The organism is Roseicitreum antarcticum, assembly GCF_014681765.1.
Taxonomy (GTDB): domain Bacteria; phylum Pseudomonadota; class Alphaproteobacteria; order Rhodobacterales; family Rhodobacteraceae; genus Roseicitreum; species Roseicitreum antarcticum.
This window is the reverse complement of the sequence record NZ_CP061498.1, coordinates 1,641,590-1,655,847: the sequence shown is the minus strand read 5'-3', so window position 1 is coordinate 1,655,847 and position 14,258 is coordinate 1,641,590. Positions and strand designations below refer to the sequence as shown.

The 14,258-nt window shown below is 63.1% G+C and carries 16 protein-coding genes; 13 read left to right on the top strand and 3 right to left on the bottom strand.

All coding sequences use genetic code 11. The features are described from left to right. Nucleotides 1-104 precede the first annotated feature (104 nt). Nucleotides 105-968, bottom strand: a complete 864-nt coding sequence (gene mutM, locus H9529_RS07845; RefSeq protein ID WP_092888168.1) for a bifunctional DNA-formamidopyrimidine glycosylase/DNA-(apurinic or apyrimidinic site) lyase — start codon at nt 966-968, stop codon at nt 105-107. A 201-nt stretch (nt 969-1,169) separates the two neighbouring features. Between mutM and ubiE the strand changes: the two genes are divergently transcribed. Next, the gene (ubiE, locus tag H9529_RS07840) at nt 1,170-1,931 is read left to right on the top strand and encodes a bifunctional demethylmenaquinone methyltransferase/2-methoxy-6-polyprenyl-1,4-benzoquinol methylase UbiE (protein ID WP_092888171.1); all 762 of its coding nucleotides are present in this window, start codon (nt 1,170-1,172) and stop codon (nt 1,929-1,931) included. 1 nt (nt 1,932) lies between these two features. Next, nucleotides 1,933-3,465, top strand: a complete 1,533-nt coding sequence (gene ubiB / locus H9529_RS07835) for a 2-polyprenylphenol 6-hydroxylase (RefSeq protein WP_092887448.1) — start codon at nt 1,933-1,935, stop codon at nt 3,463-3,465. A gap of 147 nt (nt 3,466-3,612) precedes the next feature. Here ubiB and H9529_RS07830 read toward each other — a convergent pair whose 3' ends face one another. Together H9529_RS07830 and H9529_RS07825 are read right to left on the bottom strand one after the other, a co-directional pair. Continuing rightward, entirely contained in the window at nt 3,613-4,296 is a 684-nt protein-coding gene (locus H9529_RS07830; protein WP_176847001.1) for a flagellar hook capping FlgD N-terminal domain-containing protein, read from the bottom strand. 13 nt (nt 4,297-4,309) lie between these two features. Further along, nucleotides 4,310-5,686: a flagellar hook-length control protein FliK gene (locus H9529_RS07825; RefSeq protein ID WP_092887454.1), complete on the bottom strand. Its 1,377-nt coding sequence runs from the start codon at nt 5,684-5,686 to the stop codon at nt 4,310-4,312. Nucleotides 5,687-5,790: 104 nt separating this feature from the next. Between H9529_RS07825 and H9529_RS07820 the strand changes: the two genes are divergently transcribed. From H9529_RS07820 to H9529_RS07770, 11 genes are all read left to right on the top strand, one after another. Then, nucleotides 5,791-6,090: a rod-binding protein gene (locus H9529_RS07820; RefSeq protein WP_092887457.1), complete on the top strand. Its 300-nt coding sequence runs from the start codon at nt 5,791-5,793 to the stop codon at nt 6,088-6,090. Further along, a complete protein-coding gene (locus tag H9529_RS07815) occupies nt 6,077-6,418 on the top strand; it encodes a hypothetical protein (RefSeq protein ID WP_092887460.1) in 342 nt (113 codons plus the stop codon). The genes H9529_RS07820 and H9529_RS07815 overlap by 14 nt, the downstream gene beginning before the upstream one ends. Before the next feature lie 241 nt (nt 6,419-6,659). Next, nucleotides 6,660-7,850, top strand: a complete 1,191-nt coding sequence (locus tag H9529_RS07810; RefSeq protein WP_092887463.1) for a flagellin N-terminal helical domain-containing protein — start codon at nt 6,660-6,662, stop codon at nt 7,848-7,850. A 191-nt stretch (nt 7,851-8,041) separates the two neighbouring features. Continuing rightward, complete coding sequence (gene flaF / locus H9529_RS07805) at nt 8,042-8,416, top strand: flagellar biosynthesis regulator FlaF (RefSeq protein WP_092887466.1); 375 nt, start codon at nt 8,042-8,044, stop codon at nt 8,414-8,416. After that, the gene (gene flbT / locus H9529_RS07800) at nt 8,413-8,817 is read left to right on the top strand and encodes a flagellar biosynthesis repressor FlbT (RefSeq protein WP_092887469.1); all 405 of its coding nucleotides are present in this window, start codon (nt 8,413-8,415) and stop codon (nt 8,815-8,817) included. The genes flaF and flbT overlap by 4 nt, the downstream gene beginning before the upstream one ends. Before the next feature lie 47 nt (nt 8,818-8,864). Continuing rightward, on the top strand, nt 8,865-9,635 hold the full coding sequence (locus tag H9529_RS07795) for a DUF1217 domain-containing protein (RefSeq protein WP_223814332.1): 771 nt from the start codon (nt 8,865-8,867) through the stop codon (nt 9,633-9,635). A 140-nt stretch (nt 9,636-9,775) separates the two neighbouring features. Beyond that, complete coding sequence (locus H9529_RS07790; RefSeq protein ID WP_092887475.1) at nt 9,776-10,342, top strand: NifU family protein; 567 nt, start codon at nt 9,776-9,778, stop codon at nt 10,340-10,342. A 9-nt stretch (nt 10,343-10,351) separates the two neighbouring features. Then, on the top strand, nt 10,352-11,056 hold the full coding sequence (tsaB, locus tag H9529_RS07785) for a tRNA (adenosine(37)-N6)-threonylcarbamoyltransferase complex dimerization subunit type 1 TsaB (RefSeq protein ID WP_092887478.1): 705 nt from the start codon (nt 10,352-10,354) through the stop codon (nt 11,054-11,056). Then, a complete protein-coding gene (gene rimI, locus H9529_RS07780; protein WP_092887481.1) occupies nt 11,053-11,496 on the top strand; it encodes a ribosomal protein S18-alanine N-acetyltransferase in 444 nt (147 codons plus the stop codon). The genes tsaB and rimI overlap by 4 nt, the downstream gene beginning before the upstream one ends. Nucleotides 11,497-11,669: 173 nt before the next feature. Next, entirely contained in the window at nt 11,670-12,659 is a 990-nt protein-coding gene (locus H9529_RS07775) for a BMP family lipoprotein (RefSeq protein WP_092887484.1), read from the top strand. Between the two features lie 18 nt (nt 12,660-12,677). Then, nucleotides 12,678-14,255 carry an ABC transporter ATP-binding protein gene (locus tag H9529_RS07770; RefSeq protein WP_092887487.1) on the top strand — a complete coding sequence of 526 codons (1,578 nt, stop codon included), beginning with the start codon at nt 12,678-12,680 and terminating at the stop codon, nt 14,253-14,255. Nucleotides 14,256-14,258: the final 3 nt, after the last annotated feature.

The window sequence follows — 14,258 nt, the reverse complement described above, 5'->3', positions numbered from 1 at the left end:
GAAGGTCACCTTGGTTGGATACACTAGCCCGTCTGCATACCATCCTGACCCCGCGTTTCAAGCCACGTTTGATGCGGCTGACCCGGGGGGGGCTTCTGCCCTGGTCAGGTCTGGCAAACGGGGCACCAGAAGCTGGACCGCCCAGATTGTACGCTACGCGTGATTGTGGCGGTGCAGCCGGGGGTGGCGCAGGGCTGCCCCTCGCGGCCATAGACCTGAAATCCGTGCTGAAAATAGCCCAGTTCCCCATCGGCCTGGCGGTAATCGCGCAGCGATGAGCCGCCCGCGGCGATGGCTTCTTCCAGCACCTGCCGGATGACGGGGACGAGTGCTGCAGCCTGATCAGGGGTCAGGTCGGCGCAGAGGCGGTGCGGGCTGAGGCCCGCGCGAAACAGCACCTCACATACATAGATATTGCCCAGCCCCGCCAGGACCCGCTGATCAAGCAGCGCCGCCTTCAGGGGCACGCGCCGCCCCGTCAGGCGGGCGGCCAGATAGGCCGCATCAAAGCTGTTACCAAGCGGTTCGGGGCCGATCCCGGCCAGCAGGCGGTGCTGGTCCAGCGTGGCGGTGGGGGCCATATCCATCGCGCCAAAGCGGCGGGCATCGTTGAAGGTGACGCGCGCGCCGCTCGCCATGTCGAGGATGACATGATCGTGCTTTTGTGCTGCGGCGTGGGTGTGGTGGAATTCGCCCGGCACGAAGGGCTCGGCCAACCCCGATACGGTCATGCGGCCCGACATGCCCAGATGGATGATCAGCGTCTCGGCCGTGTCGAGATCGGCGAGGATGTATTTGGAGCGGCGGCGCAGGTGCAGCACACGGCTGCCGGTCAGCCGCGCGGCCATATCGGGCGGGAAGGGCCAGCGCAGATCGGGGCGGTTGATCTGCGCATGGGCGATAACCCCGCCCTCCATTGCGGGGACCAGCCCGCGCCGCACGGTTTCAACTTCGGGCAATTCGGGCAAGCGGGTCTCCGGGCTGAGGTTTGGGGCAAAGGTCGCGAAACGGTCGCTCAAGGGTCGCTCAAGGGTCGCATTGTAACGCGCCCGGTCTACCCTATAAGAGGAACCACAGGATGCACAAACAAGAGACAGGCACCAATGACCGATAGCAGCCGGGGCCAAACCCGCCAAGGGACCACCAAAGCCGGGACGGAGAGCGCCGGGATGGGCAGCGCTGGGACCGGTGACGCGGGCACCACGCATTTCGGGTTTCAGACCGTTGGCGAGGCCGACAAGGCCGGATTGGTGCATGGCGTCTTTACCAGCGTGGCGTCGAAATACGATGTAATGAACGACCTGATGTCCGCAGGCATCCACCGCATCTGGAAGGATGCGATGATGGACTGGCTGGCCCCGCGACCCGGGCAACAATTGCTGGATGTGGCGGGCGGCACCGGCGACATCGCGTTCCGCTTTGTGGACCGTGCGCCCGGTGCGGTGGCAACCGTGCTGGACCTGACCGAATCCATGCTGACCGCCGGGCGCCTACGGGCCGAGGCCGACCAGAAGGCCGATGCCCTGTCCTGGGTGGTGGGCGATGCGATGGCGCTGCCCTTTGCCGACAACAGTTTCGATGTCTACACAATCAGCTTTGGCATCCGCAACGTCACCCGAATCCCCGAAGCGCTGTCCGAGGCATTTCGCGTGCTGCGCCCCGGCGGGCGGTTGATGGTGCTGGAATTCAGCCAGTTGCCGAACCCGATGATGCAAAAAGCCTATGATCTGTATTCGTTCAACGTCATTCCCGCGATGGGCAAGATGGTGACGGGCGACCGTGACAGCTACCAGTATCTGGTCGAATCGATCCGTAAGTTCCCTGATCAGGACCGCTTTGCCGCCATGATCGCGGCGGCCGGTTTTGAACAGGTGAAATTCCGCAATCTGTCGATGGGCGTGGCGGCCCTGCACTCTGGCTGGAAGCTCTGACATGCGTGGACCGCACAATATCTGGCGCCTGATCCGCACCGGCGCCACGTTCGAGCGGACGGGCGCCATGGCCGTGGTGCTGGAAGCGATGCGCGCTCCTGCCCCGCTGCGGGTTGCTGCGCGCGTGCTGGGCTGGCCGTTCAAATGGCTGGGCCTGACGGGCGACCCCGCGCTGCCGCCCGCGACCCGCGCGCTGACCGCGCTGGGTCCGGCGTACATCAAGTTCGGGCAGATTCTGTCGACCCGCCCGGATGTGGTGGGCGAGGATCTGGCGCTGCAATTGCGCTACCTTCAGGACCAGTTGCCGCCATTCTCCAGCACGGTCGCGAAACAGATGATCGCGGATGAATTGTCGCTGCCGGTGACCACGCTGTTCTCCGAATTTTCCGAGCCGGTGGCCGCCGCCTCGATCGCGCAGGTGCATCAGGCGCGGCTGGCGGACACTGGCGAAAAGGTTGCCGTCAAAGTGCTGCGCCCGGGGATCGAGAAGGCGTTCCGCAAGGACATTGATGCCTTCTATCTGGCGGCGGGCATCATTGAATTCCTGTTGCCAAAGACCCGTCGGCTGCGCCCCACGGATGTGATTGCGCATTTTGAAAGCGTCGTGCTGGGCGAGTTGGACCTGCGGCTCGAAGCGGCGGCGGCGGCGGAATTCGCCACGACCACTGCCGATGATCCGGGATTCCAGGTGCCGCGTGCCAAATGGGGGCTGTCGGGACGCACGGTGATGACGCTGGGCTGGGCCGAGGGGGTGCCGCTGGGCGACAATGCGGCGATCGACGCGCTGGGCGTGGACCGGGTTGAGCTGAGCGAGCGCATCTTGCAGCTTTTCTTGCGCCACGCGCTGCGCGACGGGTATTTTCATGGCGACATGCACCAGGGTAACCTGAAAGTATCGCCGACGGGTGATATCATCGCCTTCGATTTCGGCATCATGGGGCGGATTGATGAATACACGCGCCGCGCCTATGCCGAGATCCTTTTTGGCTTCATCCAGAAGGATTACCGACGGGTCGCGCAGGTGCATTTCGAGGCGGGCTACGTCCCGCCCGATCAGGATATCGACGAATTCACCCGCGCCCTGCGCGCGGTCGGCGAACCGATATTCGGCATGGATGCAAGCTATATCTCCATGGCGCGGCTGCTGAGCTACCTGTTCGAGGTGACCGAGCGTTTCGGGATGCAGACCCGGACCGAGTTGATCTTGTTGCAACGCACGATGGTGGTGGTGGAAGGCGTGGCACGGTCGCTCAATCCCCAGATCAACATGTGGAAGGTCGCCCGCCCGGTGGTCGAAGATTATATCAAGGACCATGTTGGCCCCCGGGCAATCCTGCGCGATATGCGGAAATCGGCGCTGATTCTGTCGCGGTTTGGGCCCAGATTGCCGGATCTGCTGGAAAAAGCGCTGATGGAGCAGGTCGGCACCCGCCCCCGCAACCCGCCCCCGACTGCCGCCCCCTGGCCCGGGATATGGGCGCTGGCCGGTGCGGGCACCCTGGCGCTGGGCGTCTGGATCGGCGCGGCCCTTTAGCGGGCAGATTGTCTCGCGGGCAAGAGCCGATTGGAGACAGGCTGTTCTTGGTCCCCGCCGGCAAAAGCTCAGAGCGTGCTGCGCCACACCCCGCGTTCGCGCGTCCTCGTTTTGCCATAGCGTGTCCGCGCGTACCTGATCATTGTGTCAGGTCGACGGGGCGCGCAAGCCGCTCACGCTATCACTGTCGACCAGCGCACCGCCGGCAAAGACCAGCATCACCCGGCCGCCGTCGCTCCGCGCTTCCTCGATGCGCCCATAGGTCAAGGCAGGATCGGTCTGCAGAACAGCGCCCTCGCGCATGCTGACGACCCGAAAGCTGTAATTGCCTTCCGGCAGGGGCGCCCCGTCGGCGCCGATCCCGTTGAATGCATACTCCGACTGGTTGGGCTGGATAGGGACGCGCGCGACCTCATTCCCGAAAGCGTTGTGCACGGTCAGGACGGCCTGATCTGCCCCTTGGACCTGCGGCGGGATCAGCCGCTTCGGCGTGGTGCCGTCAAAATACGTCGCGGCGCTGGTCAACGCCTCCATCCCGACCCATCCCGACAGCTCCGTTAGCCCCATGCGGGTTGAAAGACTGCCCAGCAGTTCATTTGTCAGCACTTGCTGTTCCACCCCCGAAAAGGTTGCAAGCTGGACGGCGAAGTCGGACGATTCCATAGGGTTCATGGGGTCTTGATTCTGCAACTGCGTCGTCAGCATGACCAGGAATGTCTGGAAATCGGCATTGACCCGGCGCGACGCGTTCTCTGTCCCGGGGGCGCTTCCGGTTGGACCCAGTCGGCTACCCTGAGTCGTGCTGGGGATGGTCGTGGATATTTCGGTCATAATAGGCTCCTGTTCACAGGCGCAGATCAAGGCCATCGGCCTTGATCCTCGGCGCGGCGGTGGCGGTGGTGGGAAGGGCTGAAATCGGGTCGAAACCGGCTTGGCCCGGCTTGCCACTGGGCGCGCGTTGGCCTTGGTCACGGCTATTGCTGCCGCTGAACTGAAATGCGACGTTGCTGTGACCGAGGTTTCGGAATTCCTGCAACAAAAGGTCGCTGTTGCGGCGCATGAGGTCCAGCGTCTGTGCATTGTCGGCAGAAATCGCGACCATCATGACGCCATCGCCAGCCTGCATCGCAATGCGCAGCGGCCCCAGTTCAGCGGGCGAAAGCGTCAGCTCGATCACCCCGGGTAACGGGGCCTGACTCAGCGCCGTCGCGACCTGCGCGGTAATGGCGGCCGGGTTTGCTGATGCTGCGCCACATCCCATGATCCCCCCCCCTGCGATCCCCAGCTGCGCATTGCCCCCGAAACTGCCGACCACTGATCCGCCGATCGTCGTACCAGCGGGCAGAGTGTCGAGGGCCAGCGCCCCTTGCCTGCGATCCGCTGTGATGTCGACGCCAGGGTCGGCCCGCGCCGCGATGACGGGCGGTGGCGTGGGGACGCTGAAGTCGATCCCGCCGGGGGCGAGGGGGATGCGCTGATCTGGCGCCCGATAGGCGTCTGACCGACGTGGATGCTCAGGTCGACCAAAGGCGTCCAGCAGGCGAAATGGGACAGGCAGGCGGAAGTCGGTCGCGCGCGGCGCGGCGCCGGTGGTGGGCCCGGTTGCCGCCGGTCCCGCAACGTTCAGCAGTGCCGACATGTCCGTATTGGGCGACAGGCTATCTGGTGCCGGGGCGGTTGCAGCGACTTGCGCGATGCCATGTGTCGGCGTGCCGGTCTGCACGGGCAGTGGCGCCGTCTGCAGCACCATTGCGAGGCCTGGCCGGGCGACGGCGCTCTGCGCCGGAGCGGCGTCGCCCGGCAGCGCTTCCTGCGGGGCGGCGGGGGCGAGTTCGGCCGCCGCCATGGCTGCCGATGGCGTCGCACCAACTGTAGGTTGGGCGCCCGGCGTTGTCCCGGGCAGGGATGGCACAACGGCGTCGGCGCGCGGCATCGCCATATTGGTCGCGGTGTTGATGGCGACGCTGTCCATCACGGCCCAGAAGGGACGCGCGACCGGCGTCGGGGCGGCACCTTCCGCGCCTGTATCGCCCTCCGCCTCAACTTCCTCGGTCGGGTCAGTGGGCGTGGGGGCGTCCGGCTTCGCGGGCATGCCGTGGCCAAGCGTAAAAGGCTGCCGACCCGCCCCGGCAGGGCCGCTATCCGCGGCCACAAGGGTCACGGATGCCTGCACACGTGGGCTGTCGTGCACCTTCGTCTGGCTGATGGGAAGGTCGATCATCCGAAACTCCGTCGCTGCCCTTCCATCATTTAAAGGTAATAAGTTACTGATTCTTTACCCACTCCGGTCAGTTTGATCTTGTGACATGTGATCAGGAGAATCCGATGACCCCCAATGCAATCCCCTCAGCTGTCCCCCTTGCGGCGGCACAATCACCCCGCAGCCATGATGCCGTCCGGCGCGTCGCGGAGGAGTTTGAGACGGCGTTTCTGACTGAGATGCTGAAGGCCTCGGGCCTTGGTAAGCCGCTGGAGGGTTTCGGCGGCGGCGGTACGGGGGAGGCGCAGTTTTCTTCTTTCATGGTCGAAGGTTACGCAGAGGCGATCCGCAAATCTGGCGGCCTTGGCCTGTCGGAAACCATTTTTCGCGCCCTTGTCCGGGAGGAGGCCGATGGCAGCCGCTGACCGCCTGAGCCGCCGCATGCTGCGCGTGCTGGAAGAAGAGCGCGGCGCCCTGTTGGCGGCCAATTTTGCGGCGCTGCCAGGGCTTCTGACCCGCAAGGAAAAACTGCTGACCGCCCTGACACAGCTGGATCCGGCAGAGATTGATCCTGAGGTCGAAGTCCGGCTGATTCGCAATCAAGCCTTGCTGCGCGCCTCGATGGAAGGGATTGCCACCGCACGCGCTGCTTTCGCGGGTTTGAAAGCCGGGGCTGAGTTCCGGACCTATGATCGCCGGGGCAACAGCCGGGCGGTTTCCGCGCCGCGCGCCTCCGTTCAGCACCGCGCCTGAGAGACGGCGCCGGGGGTCAACGCGTTCCCAGCCTGAACTTACATAAAATATACCCAAATCCAGCGTTTTGCGCCCATGCATTTTAACACATTGAAAAGGGGTTGTGCTGCATCTTCACGTCAAGCCACAAAACGGGCCGGTTGCTCTGACGCCAGAACAATCCCTCAGCAGAATGCACCAATCGCCGCGATCTGCGGTTCAGTCACATCGGCGCAAAGCGCCAAAATCAAAGGTATCATTCATGTCCAGCATTCTGACCAACACCGGATCGATGGTTGCGCTGCAAACGCTGCGCGGCATCAACTCTAACCTCGCCAAGACGCAATCGGACATCGCGACAGGTAAATCTGTGGCGAACGCGAAAGACAACGCCGCCATCTGGGCGATCTCCAAGACCATGGAATCCGACGTGAAGGGCTTCCAGGCCATTTCCGGCAGTCTCCAACTGGGCCAGTCCACGGTTTCCGTGGCGCGGCAGGCGGCAGAGTCCATTTCTGATCTGCTGGTCAAGATGAAAGGGCGGATCGTTGCGGGGCAAGAGGAGAACATCGACGCGGATACAATTCAGAAAGATGTCGTTGCGCTGCGCGGGCAGATCGAGACGATCGTCGGCGCTGCCCAGTTCAGCGGCCTGAACCTGATCGACAACGACGCCAACGTGAACATTCTGTCGTCGTTGAACCGTGCGCCGGGTGGCGCCGTGACCTCCTCGTCGATCACTGTCGCCGGGCAGGACCTGTCGGTCGGTGGATATACGGCCAAGGCTGCGTTTACGGGCTCGACCGGGGCGTCGACCACCGCAGATGTTGCGACGTTCTCCCTTGCTGCCGCCGGTACGGCGGATCTTATCATTGCGGATCCAACGTATGCAGCGGGCGACAGTATTTCGGTGCGGATTGGCGAACAAGCTGTCTCCTACAAGGTGACCGCGGCGGACGTTGCGGCAACAAGCACTGCGGCAATCATCGCAGTGAATCTGAAGTCCGCGATTGATGAACTGGGGATCACAGGCCTGACCATCGGCTACGATGATTCAGCGTCCGGGACACTGTCGTTCTCGCAGGTCGGTGGCACGGACAGGGCGGTGACGGCGCAGTTCGTTAACAATGGCGCCGGTGGCCTGGGGGCGTTGGCCGGGGTCAACGTTGCAAGCGATCCCGCCGGTGCGTTGGGCGTCATCGATGGCCTGATCAAGACTGCAACCGACGCCGCGGCATCCTTCGGTTCTGTGCAGGGCCGGATCGACACGCAGGCCGAATTCGTCAAGGGGCTCACCGATGCCTTGACCGCCGGCATTGGCAGTCTGGTCGATGCCGACATGGAAGAAACCTCGGCCCGGTTGCAGGCGCTTCAGGTTCAGCAGCAGCTGGGTATTCAGGCGCTGTCGATCGCCAACCAGCAGCCGCAGAACGTTCTGTCCCTGTTCCGCTGATAGATTGGTCCGGGGCCATGCCTGGCCCCGGACCCGTCCCGTCTTAAGCCGTGTCGCGTTCATTCCCGTGCGTGCGACACGCTCTGCCTTGCTTTTTTCCATCTATCTGATGCGCAAGTCTGGTTCCGACCTGTGCGCGACATGGTCTAGGTGGAAATCTGCACCGTACCCCCACAGACAGAGGTTCCTGGATGAGCGTTTCTTCCCTTGCGCGGTCGGTTTACACCAACCCGGCCAGCGCTATGCGCGTCCCGCGCGACACCGAATTCGAATTGCTTGCCCGGATCACCCGCAAGCTGCGCAACACGGCGGATCAGCCGCTTCGCTACGTCGAGTTTGTCGAAGCATTGAACGATAACCGCAACCTCTGGGCCGCTTTCGCCATCGATCTGGTCGAAGACGATAATAAGTTGCCTGATGCCCTGCGCCGATCCTTGGTTTATCTGGCGCAGTTCACGATCCAGCACACCGACAAACTGCTGGTCGGCGATGGGTCTGCGGACATCCTGCTGGACATAAATACCGCTGTAATGCGGGGGCTGCGGGGCCATGGGGCCGCGCCATGACGGGGCTTGTCATCAAGCTGGCCCCGAATGAGCGCATGTTGATCAACGGCGCGGTCATTGAGAATGGCGACCGGCGCACCCGCATCTCGATTCTGACGCCCAATGCCAATCTGCTGCGGCTGCGCGACGCCATCCATCCTGATGATGCCGACACCCCCGTCAAGCGGATGTGCTGCCTGGCGCAAATGGTGCTGGCGGGCGATGCCGACGTGGCCGAGACCCGGCAAAGCCTGATCCGTGGCATTGAACAGCTCAGCCAGGTATTCTCTGACGAAGACAGTCGGCGGATCCTCGACATGGCCAGCCGGGCGGTTCTGGCGGATGAGGTGTATCAGGCGCTGCGAAGCCTGCGGACGCTGCTCCCCCGAGAGGAACGGCTGTTCGCCGTCCAAAGACCATGAGCTTTCAGCCGGTTGTCCTTGGGGGAGGGGTTTCAGGGTGGCGTTTCTTGCAGCGCACCCTCGACAAACAGGCCGAGGCGTTTGCGAAAAGCGCCCCGATGGTGCGCGATGAGACTCATTTCCGAGAAAAGATCATCGCCGTCAAATCGGTGGACGATCTGGTCGGGGATCGCCGTTTGATGACGGTCTTGCTGGGGGCCTTCGGGTTATCGGGGGACATCAACAACCGGTTCTTCATCCGCAAGGTACTGGAAGAAGGGGTGGATCTGCCGGGCGCGCTGGCCAATCGCCTGGCCGACAAGCGCTATTTCGCAATGGCCGAGGCGATCGGGTTCTCGGGCGGGGTCGCTCCGACGAGTCGCGCCCCGGATTTCGCGGACAAGATCATCACGGCATATCGCGCGCAGTCTTTCGAAGCCGCAGTGGGGGCGCAGAACCCGGATATGCGGTTTGCCCTGGCATTGAAGCGTGACCTGACCAGTCTGGCGGCGAAGCCGGGCAGCGACAATGCGAAATGGTACACGCTGATGGGTACCCCGCCGCTGCGCAAGGTCTTTGATACGGCGTTCGGCCTACCGAGCAGTTTTGCGGCGCTCGATCTCGACCGTCAGCTCAGCGTGTATCAGGAACGTGCGCAGTCGATGTTCGGTGACTCTAAGCTGTCACAATTCGCCGATCCTGAAAAGATCGAGGAATTGACGACGCGCTTTTTGGTTCGTGCACAGCTGACGGCAGTGCAGACCGACACCTCGCCCGCCGCCTTTGCCTTGCAGATGCTCCAGAACATGCCCCGGGTGCAACGTCCGTTGCCGCGCTGACACTGGCCTTCGCGCCCCTGAAAGGCGCGGATTGTGACCGAGCCTTGGCATGCGGATAGGAAGCGCGCCGTTTCGCAAGGCGCTGCGCCTTGACAGGCCCGGGTGTCGGTCGCATATCCCCTTCAGAACGGAGGCCCTGAATGTTTATCCAGACTGAATCGACACCGAACCCCGCTACGCTGAAATTCATCCCTGGTCAGGATGTTCTGGAGGCCGGGACGGCTGATTTTCCGACCGCTGAATCCGCTACAGGCTCGCCGCTGGCGCAACGGCTCTACGGCGTCGACGGTGTGACCGGCGTGTTCCTGGGCATTGATTTCGTCACGGTAACCAAGGCCGATGCAGTGGACTGGGCGCATATCAAGCCCGCGCTGCTGGGCGCGATCATGGAGCATTTTCAGTCTGGCGCCCCGGCTCTGTCCGGCGGGGGTGATACCGGGACCTCTGGCCATGCAGCGCATGACGGCCCGGATGGTGAGATCGTGTCCCAGATCAAGGAACTGCTGGACAGCCGGGTGCGCCCCGCCGTCGCGCAAGATGGCGGCGATATCACTTTCCACGGCTTTGACCGCGGTATCGTCTATCTGCACATGCAGGGCGCGTGCGCGGGGTGCCCGTCATCGACGCTGACGCTGAAAATGGGCATCGAGAACCTGTTGCGCCACTATATCCCTGAGGTTTTGGAAGTGCGGCCCGTCGCGGTCTGACCTCTGGAGATGCCGCACCCTTCTCTCATTCTGGCGTTCGATACCTCGGGGCCACATGTCGCTGTTGCCCTGATCTCGGGCGATGGCGGGGCGTTGCGTGCCGAGGGCCGTGCGCTTGCCCGGGGCCAGTCCGAAGTGTTGTTTCCAATGTTTGCTGATGTGCTGTCGGCGGCGGGCGTTATGTGGTGCGATATCACGGGCGTGGCCGTGGGGATTGGCCCGGGAAATTTCACCGGGACGCGCATCGCCGTGGCTGCAGCACGTGGTTTGGCGTTGAGCCTTGGGGTTCCGGCGGTCGGTGTGTCGGGCTTTGAGGTGATGGCTCAGGTCTGTGCTGCCCATGATACCGAAAGGCGCCTGCTTTTCAGCATCGCCGCGCCGCGAGGGCGGGCCTACGCGCAGCTGTTCGTATCCGGTGCGCCAGTGTCGGCGGGGCAATTGATCGACCCGGCCGACCCGCCGCGCGATCTGGGCGTGGTCGACGCTGTTCATGGCCACGCGGCTGAGGTGATCGGCGCAGTGCTGGGTGTGCCGGGGCAATCGATGCCCCCCCCCGACACGCCCGATCAGATCGCTCAAATTGCGATACAGATTGCCGGTATCGCTGCATGCAAGTGGCGCGCGGGGGCGGCAATGCCGTCCCCCGCGCCAATGTATTTGCGCGGCGCGGATGCCGCGCCGTCATCTGATCCGCCGGTCACTGTTCTGGCATGACCGGGGCTGACAAGATTGATGCGCGCGACCTGGCTCACCTGCATGCAGCATGTTTCACCAGCCCGCCGCCGTGGTCCGAAGCGTCATTTCACAGCATCCTGTCCCAACCGGGCGTCTCCTTGCAGACTGACACCCGGGACGGCGTGCTGTATGGCTTCGCGCTGGGGCGTGTCATTCTGGATGAGGCCGAACTCCTGACACTCGCTACCGCGCCCGCCTTGCGCCGCCAGGGAGTTGCCGCTGCGTTGTTGCGGTGCTTTGACGCGGATGTGTTTCGTCGTGGCGCGCGTACGGTGTTTTTGGAGGTTGCGGCGGATAACGCCGCCGCACTGGCGCTCTACCGCGCCGCAGAATTCACGCAGAGCGCGCGGCGTAAAGGTTACTATGCCGCGCCCGGCGGCGGGGCTACCGATGCATTGATTTTGCGCAAGACTCTGTAAAGCGACGCGGTGTTTTTTGCATGTCTGACCCGGTGGTAAAATTAGTTATTGACCCTGTGTCGGCGTTGCGGCCTTATCGGGTGCAACACCGTGTTGCGGCACGAAAACGTATGTTCGGATTCGGGCTTTGATGTGCGACAACGGTGGCGAGTAATCCATTCAGGGAGCTAACAATGACAAGAATCGCATCTTTTCTGGGGGCGACAGCAGCGCTGACGCTGAGCACAGGCGCAGCCTTCGCAGACCCGGCGCTGATCTTTGATCTGGGCGGCAAGTTCGACAAGTCTTTCAACGAGGCGGCTTTCGCCGGCGGGGAGCGTTGGGCCGAAGAGACCGGCGGCACCTACCGCGACATCGAAATGCAGTCTGAAGCCCAACGTGAACAGGCGCTGCGTCGGCTGGCTGAAAGCGGGTCGAACCCCATCGTGATGACCGGGTTCGCCTTCGCGTCGGTGCTGGAACAGGTTGCGCCGGATTATCCCGATACCACCTTTGCAATCATCGACGGCGTGGTTGACGCGGAAAACGTGCGCTCGGTCGTGTTCACCGAACACGAAGGGTCCTATCTGGTCGGCGTCCTGGCCGCGATGGCGTCAGAAACCGACACCGTCGGCTTTGTCGGCGGGATGGATATTCCGCTGATCCGTCGATTTGCCTGCGGCTATGCGCAGGGCGTGAAAGCCGCGAATGCCGATGCGACCGTTGTGATGAACTACACCGGCACCACGCCTGCCGCCTGGAACGACCCTGTGCGCGGCGGTGAGATCACCCAGGCGCAGATCAGCCAGGGCGCGGATGTGGTGTATGCTGCTGCGGGCGGCACCGGGGTCGGCGTATTGCAGACGGCAGCCGATGCGGACATCTTTTCGATCGGTGTCGACAGCAACCAGAACGCCATGCACCCGGGTCAGGTCCTGACCTCGATGGTGAAACGGGTCGACAATGCGGTGTTTGATGCCTTCAGCGCGGGCGTCGACATGGAAACGGGGCTGTACGTCATGGATCTCGCCGCTGGCGGTGTCGGCTGGGCGCTGGATGAAAACAACGAATCCCTGGTCAGCGCGGAAATGCGCGAAGCCGTGGACGCCGCATCGGCAGCGATCATCGCGGGCGATATCGCTGTGCACGATTATATGAGCGATGGTGCCTGCCCCTATGAATAAGCCGTGCCGGTTGCTTCCATGACCGTTGAAACCAAACCAGGGCGGCATTCCGATGCCGCCCTTACGCCGCCCGCGATTGAATTGCGGGGGATTTCCAAGGCGTTTGGCCCGGTGCAGGCCAACAAGGATATCAATATCCGCGTCGAGAAAGGCACAATCCACGGCATCATCGGCGAGAACGGTGCGGGCAAATCGACGTTGATGTCGATCCTTTACGGCTTTTACCGCGCCGACAGTGGCGAAATTCGCATCAACGGCGAGCCGACGACGATCAACGACAGCCTTGCCGCGATCCGCGCGGGCATCGGCATGGTGTTCCAGCATTTCAAGCTGGTCGAGAATTTCAGCGTGCTCGAGAACGTCATCCTGGGCGCGGAAGACGGCGGCTTCCTGAAGCCGTCGCTGAACAAGGCGCGCGGGTTGCTGAAGTCGCTGGCTGCGGATTTTGAGTTGAGCGTCGACCCTGATGCGCTGATTGAAAACCTTTCGGTCGGGCACCAGCAGCGGGTCGAAATCCTCAAGGCGCTCTATCGTTCGGCGGACATCCTGATCTTGGATGAACCCACGGGCGTGTTGACCCCGGCCGAGGCAGACCACCTGTTCCGTATCCTCAAGGGGCTGAAATCTCAGGGGAAAACCATCATCCTGATTACGCATAAACTGCGCGAAATCATGGAGGTGACCGATTTTGTGAGCGTCATGCGGCGCGGTGAAATGGTGGCGACCGTTCCTACAAAAGACACCAGCCCAACCGATCTGGCAGAGCTTATGGTTGGCCGCAAAGTGTTGTTGCGCGTCGACAAGACTGCGGCGACGCCGGGTCGCACGGTGCTGGATGTGCAGGGCCTGCGCGTGGTGGACGACAAGGGGGTGGAGCGGTTGCGCGGCATCGACCTGACCGTGCGCGCGGGTGAAATCCTGGGCATCGCGGGTGTGGCGGGCAATGGCCAGTCCGAACTTCTGGAGGCGCTGGCCGGGCTGATCTCGGCGACCAGTGGCAGCGCCACGATCAACGGCAATCCGCTGGACCTGACAGGGCGCACGTCGGACGGCCAGACCCGCCGCGCCGAAGGTATTGCGCATGTCCCGGAAGACCGGCATCGGCGCGGCCTGATCCTTGATTTTTCGGCGTGGGAAAACGTGGCCTTCGGCTATCACAACGACCCTGCCTATAACCGAAACGCGCTGCTGATGGATAACGCCGCGATCCTGCGCGACACCGAAGCCAAGATCAAACGTTTCGACGTGCGCCCGCCGAATCCCTGGCTGACGGCCGAGAGTTTCTCGGGCGGCAACCAGCAAAAGCTGGTTCTGGCGCGCGAGATCGAGCGCAACCCCGACCTTCTGCTGATCGGCCAGCCCACCCGGGGGGTCGACATTGGCGCGATTGAGTTTATCCATCAGCAGATCATCGCGCTGCGCGATGCGGGCAAAGCGATCTTGCTGGTCAGCGTCGAACTGGATGAAATTTTCGCCCTGTCCGACCGCATCGCAGTGATGTTTGACGGGCGCATCATGGGCGAACGTCAGCCAGATCATACGACCGAGCGTGAGCTGGGTCTGTTGATGGCGGGCATGACAGGAGAACCGGAATGACGG

Excerpts from the sequence above, each read along its gene's own strand:
- ubiB (WP_092887448.1), top strand. The coding sequence starts at position 1,933 with ATGCGTGGACCGCACAATATCTGGCGCCTGATCCGCACCGGCGCCACG.
- flbT (WP_092887469.1), top strand. The coding sequence starts at position 8,413 with ATGACGGGGCTTGTCATCAAGCTGGCCCCGAATGAGCGCATGTTGATC.
- H9529_RS07830 (WP_176847001.1), bottom strand. The coding sequence starts at position 4,296 with ATGACCGAAATATCCACGACCATCCCCAGCACGACTCAGGGTAGCCGA.
- H9529_RS07810 (WP_092887463.1), top strand. The coding sequence starts at position 6,660 with ATGTCCAGCATTCTGACCAACACCGGATCGATGGTTGCGCTGCAAACG.
- H9529_RS07770 (WP_092887487.1), top strand. The coding sequence starts at position 12,678 with ATGACCGTTGAAACCAAACCAGGGCGGCATTCCGATGCCGCCCTTACG.
- H9529_RS07825 (WP_092887454.1), bottom strand. The coding sequence starts at position 5,686 with ATGATCGACCTTCCCATCAGCCAGACGAAGGTGCACGACAGCCCACGT.
- rimI (WP_092887481.1), top strand. The coding sequence starts at position 11,053 with ATGACCGGGGCTGACAAGATTGATGCGCGCGACCTGGCTCACCTGCAT.
- H9529_RS07815 (WP_092887460.1), top strand. The coding sequence starts at position 6,077 with ATGGCAGCCGCTGACCGCCTGAGCCGCCGCATGCTGCGCGTGCTGGAA.
- ubiE (WP_092888171.1), top strand. The coding sequence starts at position 1,170 with ATGGGCAGCGCTGGGACCGGTGACGCGGGCACCACGCATTTCGGGTTT.
- tsaB (WP_092887478.1), top strand. The coding sequence starts at position 10,352 with ATGCCGCACCCTTCTCTCATTCTGGCGTTCGATACCTCGGGGCCACAT.
- H9529_RS07790 (WP_092887475.1), top strand. The coding sequence starts at position 9,776 with ATGTTTATCCAGACTGAATCGACACCGAACCCCGCTACGCTGAAATTC.
- flaF (WP_092887466.1), top strand. The coding sequence starts at position 8,042 with ATGAGCGTTTCTTCCCTTGCGCGGTCGGTTTACACCAACCCGGCCAGC.
- H9529_RS07820 (WP_092887457.1), top strand. The coding sequence starts at position 5,791 with ATGACCCCCAATGCAATCCCCTCAGCTGTCCCCCTTGCGGCGGCACAA.
- H9529_RS07775 (WP_092887484.1), top strand. The coding sequence starts at position 11,670 with ATGACAAGAATCGCATCTTTTCTGGGGGCGACAGCAGCGCTGACGCTG.